We start from the raw sequence: 15,407 nt of genomic DNA, 5'->3' as shown, positions 1-15,407 counted from the left end.
GCACCGACGATGGACCCACGACACCCCGTCCCGCCGTTCACCGAGGAGACCGCGCGCCAGAAGGTGCAGGCCGCCGAGGACGCCTGGAACACCCGTGACCCCGAGCGCGTCGCGAGCGCCTACACCGAGGACACCGAGTGGCGAAACCGCGACGAGCACCTCGTGGGTCGCGAGCAGGTGGTCGACTTCCTGCGCCGCAAGTGGGACCGGGAGCGGGAGTACCGGCTGCGCAAGAACCTCTGGGCGTTCGAGGGCCACCGCATCGCGGTGCGCTTCCAGTACGAGTCGCGAGATGCCGACGGACAGTGGTGGCGCTCCTACGGCAACGAGCAGTGGGAGTTCGACGACCTCGGGTACATGCGCCGGCGCGAAGCGAGCATCAACGACGTGCGCATCGACGAGTCGGAGCGTCGGGTGACGCCGGGCGAGGGTGAGCTGCCGCCCTTCTGACCACGGCGACGCCGTCGTGTCGGTGGGGGATGGCAGGCTGGGCCCGATGGCGAAGGGCAGACGGGCCGACGTGCTCGACCGATTCTCTCCGGCGACCGCAGCGTGGTTCCGGAGCAGCTTCAGCGCGCCCACGACCGCCCAGGCCGGCGCGTGGGACGCGATCAGCTCGGGCCACCACACCGTCGTCGTCGCCCCGACGGGCTCCGGCAAGACCCTGTCGGCGTTCCTCTGGGCCATCGACCGGATGGCGAGCGAGCCGGTCCCCGAGGAGCGGCTCGAGCGGTGCCGTGTCCTCTACGTCTCGCCGATGAAGGCGCTCGCGGTCGACGTCGAGCGCAACCTCCGCGCGCCCCTCGTCGGCATCGGTCACGCCGCGACGCGGCTCGAGCTGGCGCCGCCCGACATCACCGTCAGCGTCCGCTCGGGCGACACCCCGGCCAACGAGCGCCGGGCCTTCGCCCGGACGCCCACCGACATCCTCATCACGACGCCCGAGTCGCTCTTCCTCATGCTCACCTCGTCGGTGCGCGAGGCGCTCAAGGGCATCGAGACCGTCATCATCGACGAGGTCCACGCCGTCGCCGGCACGAAGCGCGGCGCGCACCTCGCGCTCAGCCTCGAGCGCCTCGACGCGATCCTGCCCACCCCCGCCCAGCGGGTCGGCCTGTCGGCGACGGTGCGTCCCGTCGAGGAGGTGGCGCGCTACCTCGCGGGCGGTCGCCCGGTCGAGATCGTCCAGCCGGAGTCGACGAAGCAGTGGGACCTCGAGGTCGTCGTGCCGGTCCCCGACATGGGCGAGCTGGGCGGCGCGCCGGCCGAGATCTCACCCGGCGTGCCCGACCTCTCGGGTCCGGCCGCGGGCCAGGCGCCACAGGCGAGCATCTGGCCGCACGTCGAGGAGCGCATCGTCGACCTCATCGCCGAGCACCGCTCGACGATCGTCTTCTCCAACTCGCGCCGCCTCGCCGAGCGGCTCACCTCGCGCCTCAACGAGATCTGGGAGGAGCGTCTCGCCGAGCAGGAGGACCTCCCGGTCCCGAGCTTTGCTGCCCTGTCGACGCGGCCGCCCGCTCAGGTCATGGCCCAGGCGGGGGTCTCTCGCGGGGCGCCGGCCGTGCTCGCCCGTGCCCACCACGGGTCGGTGAGCAAGGAGCACCGGGCCACCATCGAGGAGGACCTCAAGGCCGGGCGCCTCCCCGCCGTCGTCGCGACGAGCAGCCTCGAGCTCGGCATCGACATGGGCGCCGTCGACCTCGTCATCCAGGTCGAGAGCCCGCCGTCGGTGGCGAGCGGGCTCCAGCGCGTGGGTCGGGCGGGCCACCAAGTGGGTGCCGTGAGCCAGGGCGTCATGTTCCCGAAGTTCCGCGGCGACCTCGTGCAGACCGCCGTCGTCGTCGAGCGCATGCGCGCCGGCGCCATCGAGTCCCTGCGCGTCCCGGCCAACCCCGTCGACGTGCTGGCCCAGCAGGTCGTCGCGATGTGCGCCATGGACGACTGGACCGTCGCCGACGTCGAGGCGCTCGTGCACCGCACGGCGAGCTTCGCCTCCCTCCCGCGCTCGGTCCTCGAGGCGACGCTCGACATGCTCGCCGGCCGCTACCCGTCCGACGAGTTCGCCGAGCTGCGCCCGCGCATCGTCTGGGACCGCGTCACCGACACGCTCTCCGGCCGCCGGGGCGCCCAGCGCCTCGCCGTCACGAGCGGCGGCACCATCCCCGACCGGGGGTTGTATGCCGTGTTCCTCGCGTCCGGTGAGGGGCCCGGTCGCCGGGTCGGCGAGCTCGACGAGGAGATGGTCTACGAGTCGCGGGTCGGCGACGTCTTCACCCTCGGCACCTCGACGTGGCGCATCGAGGACATCACCCACGACCGCGTCCTCGTCACGCCGGCGCCGGGACAGGCCGGCAAGCTGCCCTTCTGGAAGGGCGACCAGCAGGGCCGGCCGGCCGAGCTGGGGCGCGCCCTCGGCGGGTTCGTCCGCGAGATCGTGGGCCTGACGCCCGAGCGGGCCCGCGCGCGGGTCACCGCCGCCGGACTCGACGAGTGGGCCGCCGACAACCTCATCGGCTACCTCACGGAGCAGAAGGAGGCGACGCGGCACGTCCCCGACGACCGCACCATCGTCGTCGAGCGCTTCCGTGACGAGATCGGCGACTGGCGTGTCGCGGTGCTCTCGCCCTTCGGCGGCCAGGTCCACGCACCGTGGGCGCTCTGCGTCGCGGCACGCATGCGCGAGCGCTTCGGCATCGACGTCCAGGCCATGCACGGCGACGACGGCATCGTCTTCCGCCTGCCCGACCTCGAGTTCGACGACGGCGCTGCGGTCGGTCAGCAGCTCGTCGAGCTCGTCACCCTCGAGCCCGAGGAGGTGAGCGAGCTCGTGACGCAGGAGATCGGCGGATCGGCCCTGTTCGCAGCGCGGTTCAGGGAGTGCGCGGCGCGGGCGCTGCTGCTGCCCCGCCGCCGACCCGACAAGCGCCAGCCGCTCTGGCAGCAGCGGCAGCGTGCCGCCCAGCTGCTCGAGGTGGCGAGCCAGTACCCCACCTTCCCCATCGTCCTCGAGGCCGTGCGCGAGTGCGTCCAGGACGTCTTCGACGTGCCGGGTCTCGTCGAGCTCATGGGCGACATCCGCTCGCGCGCGGTCAAGGTCGTCGACGTCGAGTCGAGCCAGCCCAGCCCCTTCGCCAAGTCGCTCGTCTTCGGCTACGTCGCGCAGTACCTCTACGAGGGCGACTCACCGCTGGCCGAGCGCCGGGCCGCCGCCCTCGCGCTCGACCCGTCGCTGCTCTCCGAGCTGCTCGGTCAGGGTGAGGCGCTCGCGCTGCGCGACCTGCTCGACCCCGAGGCCGTCGCACGCACCGAGGCCGAGCTCCAGCGGCTGACACCAGAGCGGGGTGCCCGTGACGGCGAGGACGTCGCCGACCTGCTCCGGGTGCTCGGCCCCTTGTCGGTGCGCGACATCGTCGCTCGTGCGGCCGAGGGCTTCGAGCCGTCGGCCGTCGAGGCGGCCCTCGCCGAGCTCGAGGCGGCCCGTCGCGTCATCGCCGTGCGCGTCGGCGGCGAGGAGCGCTGGGCTGCCATCGAGGACGCCGCGCGACTGCGCGACGCCCTCGGCACCGCGTTGCCGGTCGGCGTGCCGCAGGCCTTCCTCGACCCGGTGCCCGACCCGCTCGCCGACCTCGTCGCGCGCTTCGCCCGCACCCACGGGCCCTTCGCGGTCCAGACCGTCGCCGCGTGGTGGGGCGTGGGTCCGGCGGTCGTCCACGACGCGCTGCGCCGTCTCGTCTCGGCCGGTCGGGTCGTCGAGGGCGAGCTGCTCCCCACCGAGAACGGCGGCGGCCACGGCCCCGAGTTCTGCGACGCCGAGGTGCTCCGGCTGCTCCGGCGCCGCTCGCTCGCCGCGCTGCGCCACGAGGTCGAGCCGGTCGCCCAGCCCGACCTCGCCCGCTTCCTCCCGCAGTGGCAGGGCGTCGGTGGCGGCCTGCGCGGCCGAGAGGGCCTGCTCCGCGCCGTCGAGCAGCTGACCGGAGCGGTCGTCCCGGCGAGCGCCGTCGAGTCGCTCGTGCTCCCTGCGCGCGTCGCCGACTACCGCCCGGCGCTGCTCGACGAGGTGATGAGCTCGGGCGAGGTCGTCTGGCGCGGCCACGGCTCGCTGCCCGGTGACGACGGCTGGGTCAGCCTCCACCTCGCCGATGCCGCGCACCTGACGCTGACCCCACCCGAGGTCGTCGACCTCACCGACGACGAGCAGGCCGTCCTCGAGGCCCTCGAGAGCGGTGGCGCGTACTTCTTCCGGGCCCTCTCGACGCGGGTCGGGCTCGGCGACACCGAGCTGAACGACGCGCTGTGGTCGCTGCTGTGGTCGGGGCGCATCACCAACGACACCATCGCGCCGCTGCGTGCCCTCCTCGCCGGTGGCCGCACCGCCCACAAGCGCACGACGTCCGGACCCCGGTCGACGAGGTATGCCGGCCGGCGCGGTTCGCTCGGCCGCTTCGGCTCCCTGCGCGGTCCCCTCGCCGGCACGAGCCCGTCGCAGATCGAGGCCGCCGAGGAGGCTGCGACGGGCAAGGCGCTGGCCGCAGGTCGCGCGGTCGGGTCCGGGCCCTCGACCGGCGTCGGTCGCTGGACGTCGCTGCCGCCCGCCGAGTCCGACCCGACGGTCCGGGCCGTCACCAACGCCGAGCTGCTCCTCGACCGCTACGGCGTGCTGACCCGCGGGTCGGTCGTCACCGAGGACGTCCCTGGTGGCTTCGCGGCGGTCTACCGCGTGCTCGCCGCGGCCGAGGAGGCCGGCAAGGTCCGGCGCGGCTACTTCGTCGAGGGCCTCGGCGCTTCGCAGTTCGCCTCGACGGGGGCCGTCGACCGGCTCAGGTCGATGTCACGGCTGCCCGGTGCGGGGGCCCAGGACTCTGCGGCCGGGCGTGAGCGCACCGGGCCGCCGGCCCTCGTCCTCGCCGCGAGCGACCCCGCCAACCCCTACGGTGCCGCCATCGGCTGGCCCGAGCGCGGGCTCACCGACGCCGCTGATGAGCCAGCGGAGTCCCCGCAGGCGCCTCGCCGCAAGGGCCACCAGCCCGGCCGCAAGGCCGGGGCGCTCGTCGTCCTCGTCGACGGCGAGCTCGTCCTCTACGTCGAGCGCGGCGGCAAGACGATGCTCTGCTGGTCCGACGACCCCGAGCGACTTCAGGCTGCGGCCGACGCCCTCGCGCTCGCCGTCCGCGAGGGAGCCCTCGGCCGACTCACCGTCGAGAAGGCCGACGGCGCCTCGGTGCTCGGCTCCGACCACCCGCTCGTGCAGGCCCTGTCGCAGGCCGGCTTCCACATGACACCGCGGGGACTGCGCCTGCGCCGTTGACGCGCCGCAGCGTCTGTCGCTGATCGTGAAATGTCACGATCGTGCTGGTACGACAGGGAATCCGCCCTGAGGGGTGTCACATGGATCTCACAGCATTGTTCCTGATTCCCCGGTCCTGGGGTTGTCGCGGTGCGACTCTGGCAGGGAGGGGGCAAGGCGCCCCAGGCGGCCACCGAGCGCAGGCGGGGACACCCCACCCGCGGGAGCTGTCGCCGAGCTGGACGGTGAGAACGATGCAGGACCCAGGCGACACACGGCCCCGGCAGCTGAGCCGGCGCAGCTTCATCAGGGCAGCGGGCGTCGCGGGCGCGGGGTTCGTGCTCTACGCCTACGCACCGGACGGCACGAGACAGGCCGTCGCCGCTGTCCTCGGTGGCACGCTCGATCCCTCGACGGTGCCGAAGTTCGTGACACCGCTGCTCGTACCGCCGGTGATGCCGCGCGCGGGGTCCATCAAGCGCAAGGGCGGCAAACCTGCCGACTACTACGAGATCTCGGTGAAGCAGTTCTCCCAGCAGATCCTTCCCGCCGGCCTGCCCGCGACGACGGTGTGGGGCTACGGCGCCGTGACCTCTGACAGCAAGAAGGGACTGTTGCTGCATCACGCCCCGTCGCTGACGATCGAGTCGCGCTGGGACCGCCCGGTGCGGGTCAAGTGGATCAACGGTCTCGTGGACACCGCCGGGAAGTACCTGCCGCACCTGCTGCCGGTCGACCCGACGTTGCACTGGGCCAACCCGCCCGGTGGGGTTGTCGGGCGTGACACCCGGCCGACCTTCCGGCAGACGCCCGGGCGCTACACCGGCCCCGTGCCCATGGTGACCCACCTCCACGGAGCGGTTGGAGTCGGCGACGAGAGCGACGGCTACCCGGAGGCCTGGTTCCTGCCGGCCGCTGCCAACCTACCGACCGGATACGCGACCGAGGGCACCTGGTACGCCTTCTTCAAGGACAAGGCGGCCCGGACACTCGGCCCCCAGTGGGGCCCGGGCTACGCCGTCTTCCAGTACCCGAACGACCAACGTGCGTCGACGCTCTGGTACCACGACCACGCACTCGGCATGACCCGCCTCAACGTGTACGCCGGGCCTGCCGGGTTCTTCCTCATCAGGGGTGGACCGCAGGGTGACGAGGCCGTCCTCGACGTCCGCTCCGGTGCGACTGCCGTGCTGCCGGGACCCGCGCCGAAGAGGGGAGACCCCTCTCCTCCGAAGAAGGCCTACTACGAGATCCCGATCGCGATCCAGGACCGGGCGTTCAACGAGGATGGCTCCCTCTTCTACCCCGACAGCCGCGAGTTCTTCGACGGCGCCACGGCGGCGGACCCGGGCTTCGTCCCGGACACGGACCTCTCACCGATCTGGAATCCCGAGTTCTTCGGCAACACGATCATGGTCAACGGCAACACCTGGCCCTTCCAGGTCGTCGAGCAGCGCCGCTACCGGTTCCGCTTCCTCAACGGTTGCCAGTCCCGCTTCCTCATCCTCGACTTCGCCCACATCCCCGGCGTGGAGGTCTGGGCCATCGGCAACGAGGGCGGCTTCCTGGCTGCGCCGGTGAACCTCACTGCCCACCACGACAACCGGCTCCTGATGGGCCTCGCCGAGCGCGCCGACATCGTCGTCGACTTCACACACGTGCCTCTCGGGAAGCACGTCCTGGCCAACGTCGGCCCCGACGAGCCCTTCGGCGGTGGCAAGCCGGACGACGACTTCGACGCGGCAGACCCCGACACGACCGGCCAGGTCCTGCAGTTCCGGGTCGTGCCCGCCACCGGGCCCGACCCGACGACACCGCCCCGGTTCCTGCGCCTGCCGGCCCTCGTGCCGCTGCCGGCCGAGACGCGCACCCGACGACTCGGCCTGCTCGAGATGATGTCGAGCGCCTGGGACGGACCCGCCGAGGCGATGCTGGGCACCGTGGACCGCGGGGGAAATCCGGAGCACCTCATGTGGGCGGACCCGGTCACCGAGAGCCCTCGCGTCGGAGACACCGAGATCTGGGAGTTCCACAACTTCACGGCTGACGCCCACCCCATGCACGTCCACGAGACGACGTTCGAAGTGGTCGACCGACAGGCCCTGGTGACCAACGAGGCCGGTGAGACCGAACCACCGTCCCGGCCGGCAGGCGATCCCCGCCCACCCGAGGCCTGGGAGAGCGGCGTCAAGGACACCGTCATCGCCTACCCGGGCGAGGTGACGCGCATCCGGGCCAGGTTCAGCAACCCGGGCCAGTTCGTCTGGCACTGCCACATCGTCGAGCACGAGGACAACGAGATGATGCGGCCCTACCGGATCGGACCCAGGCAGCACCGCCAACCGAGCGGCTGACCTCGGGTCACGAGAAGGTGTCGCCGTCGGCCATCGTCACGGCACTCGGCGCCGTCGGCCGCCACGCGAGGGACTCCTGCGTGCCGAGGCGTGCTCGCAGAGCCGGCTGGGCGGCATACCACCCGATGAGCTCGGAGAGCTCGTCCGCCCGGAGCCAGAGGTAGGCGACCGGGACGGCGACGCGACCGGCGAACGGCTGGTCGGTGACGTCGAGGGGCACGTCGACCGGGAAGGCCCGGTCACCTGTCGCGTCGGTCGCCCCGGCCAGGCCGTGCGCGAGGTCGTCGGGGGTGCCACGCACCGTCTCCCAGGGCACGCTCGCCGACCGCACGCCCCAGCGCAGCTCGACCGCGGTCGGCGTCAGGTAGACCCCGCCCGCCGAGGCGCGACCCAGGGCGAAGGGCGCCAGCCGGGCACAGGAGGCGAGCGTGGCGAGGCCGAAGACCACGGCTGCCCAGGGCACGGGCGCGGTGAGCACGACCATGAAGGCGCACCACGCCGTCACGAGGATCGCGTTGGTGAGCGGCGTCGCAAACGACGCGCGTGAGCGGAGGACGGCGGTCGAAGCGGCACCGGACGGCGCTGCCGCGAGGACGAGCCGTTCCGGGCGACGCACGCTCCACGACCAACGCGCGGCCGCCTCGACGACCCACACGACCGCGCCGCACGTGGCCATCGCGACGGTGCCGACGCCGAGTGCGCGCAGCCACAGCGGATCGTCCCGGGTCACGATGAGCAGTGCCACGAGCACGCCCGCGAAAGCGGCGACGAGGGCGAGCTCGGCGAGCACGAGCACCACGTAGGTGCCGGAACGCTCGCGGTCGAGCATCCGCCGGATGAGCACGGGACCGTAGCGGGCACCCCAGGCTCCGGCGGACGCGTACGACCCGATCACGTCGCGATGCTAGCCGCGAACGGGCCGTCGGTGCCCCGTCGCGTCCGGGTACGTCCAACTCGTCGAGCACCACGACCGAGAGGACCCGAGATGGACACCGCTGCCAAGGCCCAGGAGCTCCAGCGCCTGCACCGCGACCCCGAGCTGCTGCTCGTCGTCAACGTCTGGGACGTCATCACGGCCCGCGTCGTCGCCGACACCCCCGGCACGAAGGCGCTCGCCACGGCGAGCCACTCGATCGCAGCGTCGTACGGCTACCCCGACGGCGAGCAGATCCCGCGCGATCTAATGATCGAGGCCGTCGGCCGCATCGCCGCCGCCGTCGACCTGCCGGTCACGGCCGACCTCGAGGCCGGCTACGGCGACGCGGGCGAGACGGTGGCCCGCGCCATCGACGTCGGCATCGTCGGCGCCAACCTCGAGGACCAGATGAAGGCGCTGCCGGACGCCGTCCGGGCCGTCGAGGCTGCCGTCGCCGCCGGTGAGCGGGCCGGCATCCCCTTCGTCCTCAACGCCCGCACCGACGCCTACGTCAAGGCCGGCGACCGCGACCCGGCCGACGTGCTCACCGACGCCGTGGAGCGGGGCCGCGCCTTTCTCGACGCCGGCGCCTCGACGTTCTTCGTCCCCGGCAAGCTCGACGAACCGACCGTGAGCCGGCTCGTCGAGGAGCTGGGGCCGCAGAAGCTCACCGTCATCGCCGTCCCGGGCTCCCTCGACCTCGCGGCCCTGCAGCGCCTGGGCGTCGCCCGGGTGTCCTATGGCCCGTGGAGCCAGAACGTCGCCCTGACCGCTCTGGCCCGTCTCGCCGAGGACGTCTATGCCGGTGGCGCGCTGCCCGAGGGCACCCGCACGCTCAACTGAGCCTGCTCAGCACCTCTCCCAGTAGCCGGGGGAGGACTGCTTGAGCGTGGCTGTGTAGAAGGTGTTGTAGAGCCCGAGCTTCTGGTTCGAGCCGAGGGCGTACGCGTAACCACCTGACCGGTAGGCCCGCCCGGCCACGTCGTGGTCGGTGTGTCGCCGAGCCCACGACGCCGCGCCGTCGTGGGGCCGGGACCCTTGCGCCGCAACGGAGGAGGCGTCAGAGACGCTCAGCGTGCTCGCTGGGTGTGACGACGCCGCGGGTGTCGAGGAAGCGGCGCGACGCTCGCGCGAGCGCGTCCACGTCGTAGTCCCGGTGGCGCTGCAGCAGCACGACGAGGTCGGCGTCGACGACGGCGGCCTCGAGGTGCGGCACCGAGATGGCGGCGTCCCCGAGCTCGGGCTCCAGCTCGTCCCAGTGGTCGATGAGCGGGTCGTGGAACGACAGGCGTGCGCCCTGCTCGAGGAGGCGGCGGGCGACGGGGACGGCGGGCGACTCGCGCTGGTCGGCGATGTCGGCCTTGTACGTGACGCCGAGCAGCAGCACCCGCGCCCCGCGCAGCGCCTTGCCGTCCTCGTTGAGCGCGTCCTGCACCCGGCGCGCCACGTAGGCCGGCATCGAGGCGTTGATCTCCTGGGCGAGCTCGACGAAGCGGAAGGGGTAGCCGAGCCGCGTGCGCACGTTGTGCGAGAGGTAGTTCGGGTCGATCGGGATGCAGTGGCCGCCGACGCCCGGGCCCGGGTAGAACGCCTGGAAACCGAAGGGTTTCGTCCCCGCTGCCGCGATGACCTCCCACAGGTCGATGTCGAGGTCGTGGCAGAAGCGCGCCATCTCGTTGACGAGCGCGATGTTGATGTGGCGGTAGGTGTTCTCGAGCAGCTTGGCCGTCTCGGCCTCGCGGGTGCCCCGTGTCGGCACGACGGTGTCGACGAAGCGTGAGTAGAAGGCGCAGGCCGCCTCCGTGCACGCGGGCGTGTGCCCGCCGACGACCTTCGGGGTGTTGCCGATGCCGTATGCCGTGTTGCCCGGGTCGACGCGCTCGGGCGAGAAGGCGAGTGCGAAGTCCACCCCGGCGCGCAGCCCGGTCGTCTCGAGGATCGGGCGCACCACCTCGTCGGTGGTGCCCGGGTAGGTCGTCGACTCGAGGACGACGAGGGTGTCGCGGGTCAGGTGCCGGGACAGCTCGGTCATGGCCGCCCGGACGGCGGCGAGGTCGGGGCCGCCCTCGTCGCCCAGCGGCGTCGGCACGCAGACGACGACCGCGGCGGCCTCGGCGAGGCAGGTCGGGTCGGTCGTCGGCTCGAAGCCGGCGCCCAGCATCTTCGTCACGTCCTCGTCGGTCAGGTCGTCGACGTGCGACCGGCCGTTCGCGAGGGAGGCCACGACGACGGCGCTGGCGTCGAGACCGACGACGGACAGGCCCGCGCCGACCGCGGCCTGCGCGAGCGGGAGGCCGACGTAGCCGAGCCCCACGACGACGACGTCGTGGCGTCGCCGGTCAGACACGGACCAGTCGGGAGTCGCTGTCGGACGCAGCCTCCCGCGTGGACTCGTTCGGGTCGAAGTCCGGGGCCCGGTGGCCCAGGCCGAGCAGCTCGGCGATGGCGGCGACCGACCGCTCGGCGGCCCGACCGTCGCCGTAGGGGTTCACGGCGTTCGCCATCGCGGCGTAGGCATCGGCGTCGTCGAGCAGCTCCTCGACGGCGGCGCGGATCGTGCCGCCGTCGGTGCCGACGAGGCGGACCGTCCCGGCCTCGACGGCCTCGGGGCGCTCGGTCGTGTCGCGCATGACGAGCACCGGCTTGCCGAGGCTCGGGGCCTCCTCCTGCACGCCGCCCGAGTCGGTGAGGACGACGGTGGCGCCGGCGAGGGCGTGCGCGAACTGGTGGTAGTCGAGCGGCTCGGTGAGCAGCACGTTGTCGAGCGACCCGAGCAGCGGCTCGATGACGTCGCGGACGATCGGGTTGCGGTGCATCGGCAGGAGGACCTGCAGGTCGGGCCGGTCGAGCGCGAGGTCGCGGATCGCCGTCATCGTCTCGACCATCCGGGGACCCCACGACTCACGCCGGTGGGAGGTGACGAGGAGCAGGTCGCGCCCACCCGCCGCGTGGTCGACGGCCTCGGCCACGCGCGGGTCGTCGAACTCGACGGGCTGGGCGGTCGTCCACTGGAGCGCGTCGATGACGGTGTTGCCGGTGACGGGCACGCGGCTCGGGTCGATCGACTCGCGCACGAGATTCGCCCTGGACGTCGCCGTCGGGGCGAGGTGCAGGTCGGCGAGCGGCGCGGTGAGGCGCCGGTTGGCCTCCTCGGGGAAGGGCGAGCGCACGTCACCCGTGCGCAGGCCCGCCTCGAGGTGCACGACGGGGATGTGCTCGTAGAAGGCGGCCAGCCCCGTCGCGAGCACCGTCGTCGTGTCGCCCTGGACGACGACGACGTCGGGGCGGGTCTCCCGCAGCAGGGCCGAGGTGGCGAGCACCGTGCGGGCCGTGATCTCGGCGAGCGTCGCCCCCGGGGCCATGAGGTCGAGGTCGTGGGCCGGACGGATCCCGAAGAGCGCGTTGACCTGGTCGAGCATCTCGCGGTGCTGGCCGGTCACGGCCACGACCGGCTCGATGCGCTCGTCGGCCTCGAGGGCCGCCACGAGCGGGGCCATCTTGATCGCCTCGGGTCGTGTCCCGTAGACGGTCATGACGCGGTGTCGGGCCGTGGGCAGTGCAGTAGTCATGTCCGGATCTCCTTCAGTCGCCAGAGGCCGCGGGTGTCGACGAGCTCGCGACCGCGGAGGTCGCCGAGGCTGATGGACCGGAAGGCGGCGTGGTCGACGAGGAGGACGACGACGTCCGCCTCGTCGATGGCCTGTCCGGTCGCGGCGAGCTCGACGTTCGGCAGGGCGGCCAGGGCCGGGGGCAACGCGCCGACGTGCGGCTCGACGGCGAGGACCCGGGTGCCGGGGAGCTCGGCGGCGAGCGTCTCGGTGATGAGCAGGGCCGGCGACTCGCGCAGGTCGTCGATGTCGGCCTTGAACGCGAGACCGAGGCAGGCCACCGTCGCGCCCTGCCCGTCCCCGCGGCCCGCGGCCACGAGGGCGTCGGACACCTTCCGGATGACGGTGCCCGGGCGGGCGTCGTTGGTCTCCCGGGCGGCCCGGATGATCCGCGCCTGCTCGGGGGCCGCCGAGACGATGAACCACGGGTCGACGGCGATGCAGTGCCCGCCGACGCCGGGGCCGGGCTGGAGGATGTTGACCCGCGGGTGGTGGTTGGCCATCGAGATGACCTCCCAGACGTCGAGGCCGATGTGCTCGCAGATCTCGGCGAGCTCGTTGGCGAAGGCGATGTTGACGTCGCGGAACGCGTTCTCGGTCAGCTTGGACATCTCGGCCGACTTCGCGTCGGTGAGGATGATCTCGCCCGTGACGAAGAGCCGGTAGACCTCCGCGGCGCGCAGCGCGCACTCGGGCGAGAGACCGCCGACGATGCGGTCGTTGGAGAAGATCTCGACCATGATCCGGCCGGGCAGCACCCGCTCCGGACAGTGTGCGACGTGAACGTCCGAGATGCCGCCCAGGTGCGGCAGCTTGAGGTCGGGGCGCAGGTCCGAGATCCACTCGGAGATCAGCTCGGTCGTCCCGGGCGGCGACGTCGACTCGAGGATGACGACCTCCCCGCCACGGAGCATCGGCGCGATCGCCTCGGTGGCCGAGCGCACGTGCCGCAGGTCGGGCTCGTGGTCGCCCATGAACGGGGTCGGCACCGCGATGAGGTAGACGGACGCGTGCGGCATCGTCGTCGTCGCTGTCAGCAGGCCGTCGGCGACGGCCGAGGCGATCGCGACGTCGAGGTTCGGCTCGACGATGGGCACGCGTCCGGCGTTGATCTCCGAGACGGTGCGTTCGTTGACGTCGACGCCCGTGACCCGCAGTCCGTGGCGGGTGAGGGCGGCGCAGGTGGGCAGGCCGATGTAGCCGAGGCCGATGACGGCGATTCCGTCCTCGAACATGGTGGATCTCCCTGTGCTGTCAGTGCTGCTGGTGGGTGGCGGGGTGGGCGTAGGTGCTGGGTCGCTCGCCGACGTCACGGGGCTCGCCCGCGCCGCGGTGGCGTTGGGCGAGGTCGGTGACGTGGCGCACGAAGTCGCGGCCGATGACGTTCCAGTCGTGGTGCTCTCGGGCGTACGCGTGTCCGGCCCGTCCCAGCGCCGCGCGTCGCTCGGGGTCGCGCGCCAGCTCGATGAGGGCGGCGGCCGTGGCCTCGGCGTCGTCGAAGGGCACGACGACGCCGCAGCCCGATCGCTCGACGAGGTCGGCCGCGAGCGGCAGCGGCGTCGTGATGACGGGCAGGCCGTGGGCCATGTACTCGATGACCTTGGTCGGCATCGAGTGGCGGTAGTTCGGGCGGTCCTCGAGCAGCGACAGGCCGGCGAGGGCACCGTCGAGCATCGGGAGGGCCCGCGCGCTCGGCACGAAGCCGTGGTGCACGACGTGGCCGCACTTGACGCCCCAGTCGAGGGTGTCGGCGGTGCGGGTGTCACGGGCGCCCCCGATGATCTCGACCTTGACCTCGCCGCGGGTGGCGACCGTGAGCAGCCGCCCGGTCTGGAGGAGGGTCGCCGCGCCGCGGGCCATCGTCAGCGAGCCGAGGTAGACGGCACGCGACGCGCCGGGCGCCGTCGCCGTGGCCGGGACGCGCACCGTGTTGGGCACGACGACGTGCTCCCGCTCGAAGCGGTCGGCGTAGGCGTACTCGGCGAGGATGAGCTCGTGTCGACGCTCCGCGTGCCGCTCGATGGCGCGGGCCGCACTGGCGAGAGGAGCGCGGGCACGTGCCGGCACCCAGGGCTTCGCCTCGATGGCGGCAGCGGTGTCCTCGTGGACGTCCCAGACGAGGTTGTCCAGGCGCAGACCCGCTGCGGCAGCGACGATCTCGGGGTCGTGGACGATCACGACGTCGTGGTCGCGAGCCTCGTGGGCCAGCAGCCGCCGGGCGGCCCGGAAGGCCTCGCCGCGCGAGCGCCCGGTGGCGTGCGGGAGGTCGACCGGGCGCAGTCCGGCCACGTCGGGGAGGTCGAGGCCGTGCGCGACGAAGGGGGCGGCATACGTGACCTGCACGCCCGCGTCGAGGAGGGCGCCGATCTCGCGGTGCCGGATGCGGGCGTCCTCGGGGTGGTGCACGACGGTGACGACGAGCGCGCGCAGGGTCCCGTCGCGTCGCGGTGCGGGGTGAGGGCTCACGCGGGAGCCCTCCGGTGGGACTGCTCGTAGGCCCGGACGACCTCGTCCGTGGGGCCGTCCATGACGAGCCGTCCCTGCTCCATCCACAGCACGCGGTCGCACGACTCGCGGATCGCGGCGTTGCTGTGGCTGACGAGGAAGACGGTGCTCGCGTCGCGGCGGATCTCGGCGATGCGGTCGCGGCTGCGTGCCTGGAACTCGGCGTCACCGGTCGCGAGGGCCTCGTCGATCATGAGGATGTCGGGGGCGGCCGCCGTCGAGATCGCGAAGCGCAGCCGTGCCCCCATGCCCGACGAGTAGGCGCTCATCGGCAGGTTGACGAAGTCCCCGATGCCGCTGAAGTCGACGATGTCGTCGTAGCGCTCACGGACCTGGCGTGGCGTCAGGCCGAGCGCGAGACCGCCGATCATGACGTTCTTGGCGCCGGTCAGGCCCGTGAGCAGCACGGCGTTGACGCCGAGGAGCGACGGGCGTCCAGAGGCCCAGACGCGCCCGTTCGTCGGGGGCATGAGCCCGGCGACGGCGCGCAGCAGCGTGCTCTTGCCCGAGCCGTTGCGCCCGATGATGCCGACGGCCTCGCCGTGGTTGACGACGAACGAGACGTCCTTGACGGCGTGCACCTTGCGGACCGAGCTGACCGGGTTGCGCTTCGTCAGCAGGCGCTCGACGAGCGGCACTTGGCCGCCCGTGTCGGTGCCCTTCTGCTTGGCGCCGAAGACCGTGTAGACGATGTCGAGCCCCGAGCAGACGACGCTGGGCGTCGTCGTGTCAGCCAC

The 15,407-nt window shown here is 72.7% G+C and carries 11 protein-coding genes; 4 read left to right on the top strand and 7 right to left on the bottom strand.

Features of this window, described 5'->3' with window-relative positions:
* The first annotated feature begins 9 nt into the window (after window positions 1–9).
* The 3 genes from ASE25_RS21995 (at window position 10) to ASE25_RS21985 (ending at window position 7,641) form a co-directional block, all read left to right on the top strand.
* Window positions 10–450: a nuclear transport factor 2 family protein gene (locus ASE25_RS21995; RefSeq protein ID WP_056775674.1), complete on the top strand. Its 441-nt coding sequence runs from the start codon at window positions 10–12 to the stop codon at window positions 448–450.
* 46 nt (window positions 451–496) lie between these two features.
* Window positions 497–5,308: an ATP-dependent helicase gene (locus ASE25_RS21990; RefSeq protein WP_056827501.1), complete on the top strand. Its 4,812-nt coding sequence runs from the start codon at window positions 497–499 to the stop codon at window positions 5,306–5,308.
* A 233-nt stretch (window positions 5,309–5,541) separates the two neighbouring features.
* A complete protein-coding gene (locus ASE25_RS21985; protein ID WP_082623048.1) occupies window positions 5,542–7,641 on the top strand; it encodes a multicopper oxidase family protein in 2,100 nt (699 codons plus the stop codon).
* 7 nt (window positions 7,642–7,648) lie between these two features.
* Here the strand turns inward: ASE25_RS21985 and ASE25_RS21980 are convergent, their stop codons facing one another.
* The gene (locus tag ASE25_RS21980) at window positions 7,649–8,536 is read right to left on the bottom strand and encodes a hypothetical protein (protein WP_056775670.1); all 888 of its coding nucleotides are present in this window, start codon (window positions 8,534–8,536) and stop codon (window positions 7,649–7,651) included.
* A gap of 90 nt (window positions 8,537–8,626) precedes the next feature.
* Here ASE25_RS21980 and ASE25_RS21975 point away from each other — a divergent pair, with 90 nt between their 5' ends.
* Window positions 8,627–9,400 carry an isocitrate lyase/phosphoenolpyruvate mutase family protein gene (locus ASE25_RS21975; protein WP_056775669.1) on the top strand — a complete coding sequence of 258 codons (774 nt, stop codon included), beginning with the start codon at window positions 8,627–8,629 and terminating at the stop codon, window positions 9,398–9,400.
* Window positions 9,401–9,406: 6 nt separating this feature from the next.
* Here the strand turns inward: ASE25_RS21975 and ASE25_RS23685 are convergent, their stop codons facing one another.
* From ASE25_RS23685 to ASE25_RS21950, 6 genes are all read right to left on the bottom strand, one after another.
* On the bottom strand, window positions 9,407–9,538 hold the full coding sequence (locus ASE25_RS23685) for a hypothetical protein (protein ID WP_255358451.1): 132 nt from the start codon (window positions 9,536–9,538) through the stop codon (window positions 9,407–9,409).
* A gap of 79 nt (window positions 9,539–9,617) precedes the next feature.
* Window positions 9,618–10,904, bottom strand: a complete 1,287-nt coding sequence (locus ASE25_RS21970; protein WP_056827498.1) for a nucleotide sugar dehydrogenase — start codon at window positions 10,902–10,904, stop codon at window positions 9,618–9,620.
* Entirely contained in the window at window positions 10,897–12,126 is a 1,230-nt protein-coding gene (gene wecB, locus ASE25_RS21965; protein WP_056827497.1) for a non-hydrolyzing UDP-N-acetylglucosamine 2-epimerase, read from the bottom strand. Before wecB ends, ASE25_RS21970 begins: the two co-directional genes overlap by 8 nt.
* Complete coding sequence (wecC, locus tag ASE25_RS21960; RefSeq protein WP_056827495.1) at window positions 12,123–13,400, bottom strand: UDP-N-acetyl-D-mannosamine dehydrogenase; 1,278 nt, start codon at window positions 13,398–13,400, stop codon at window positions 12,123–12,125. The genes wecB and wecC overlap by 4 nt, the downstream gene beginning before the upstream one ends.
* Window positions 13,401–13,419: 19 nt before the next feature.
* Entirely contained in the window at window positions 13,420–14,631 is a 1,212-nt protein-coding gene (locus tag ASE25_RS21955; RefSeq protein ID WP_056827493.1) for a glycosyltransferase, read from the bottom strand.
* Window positions 14,628–15,407: an ABC transporter ATP-binding protein gene (locus ASE25_RS21950; RefSeq protein ID WP_235508801.1), complete on the bottom strand. Its 780-nt coding sequence runs from the start codon at window positions 15,405–15,407 to the stop codon at window positions 14,628–14,630. Before ASE25_RS21950 ends, ASE25_RS21955 begins: the two co-directional genes overlap by 4 nt.

This window comes from Terrabacter sp. Root85, from assembly GCF_001429185.1.
Lineage (GTDB): Bacteria > Actinomycetota > Actinomycetes > Actinomycetales > Dermatophilaceae > Terrabacter.
The sequence above is the reverse complement of the archived record's forward strand: the minus strand, read 5'-3'. Positions and strand labels throughout refer to the sequence as shown.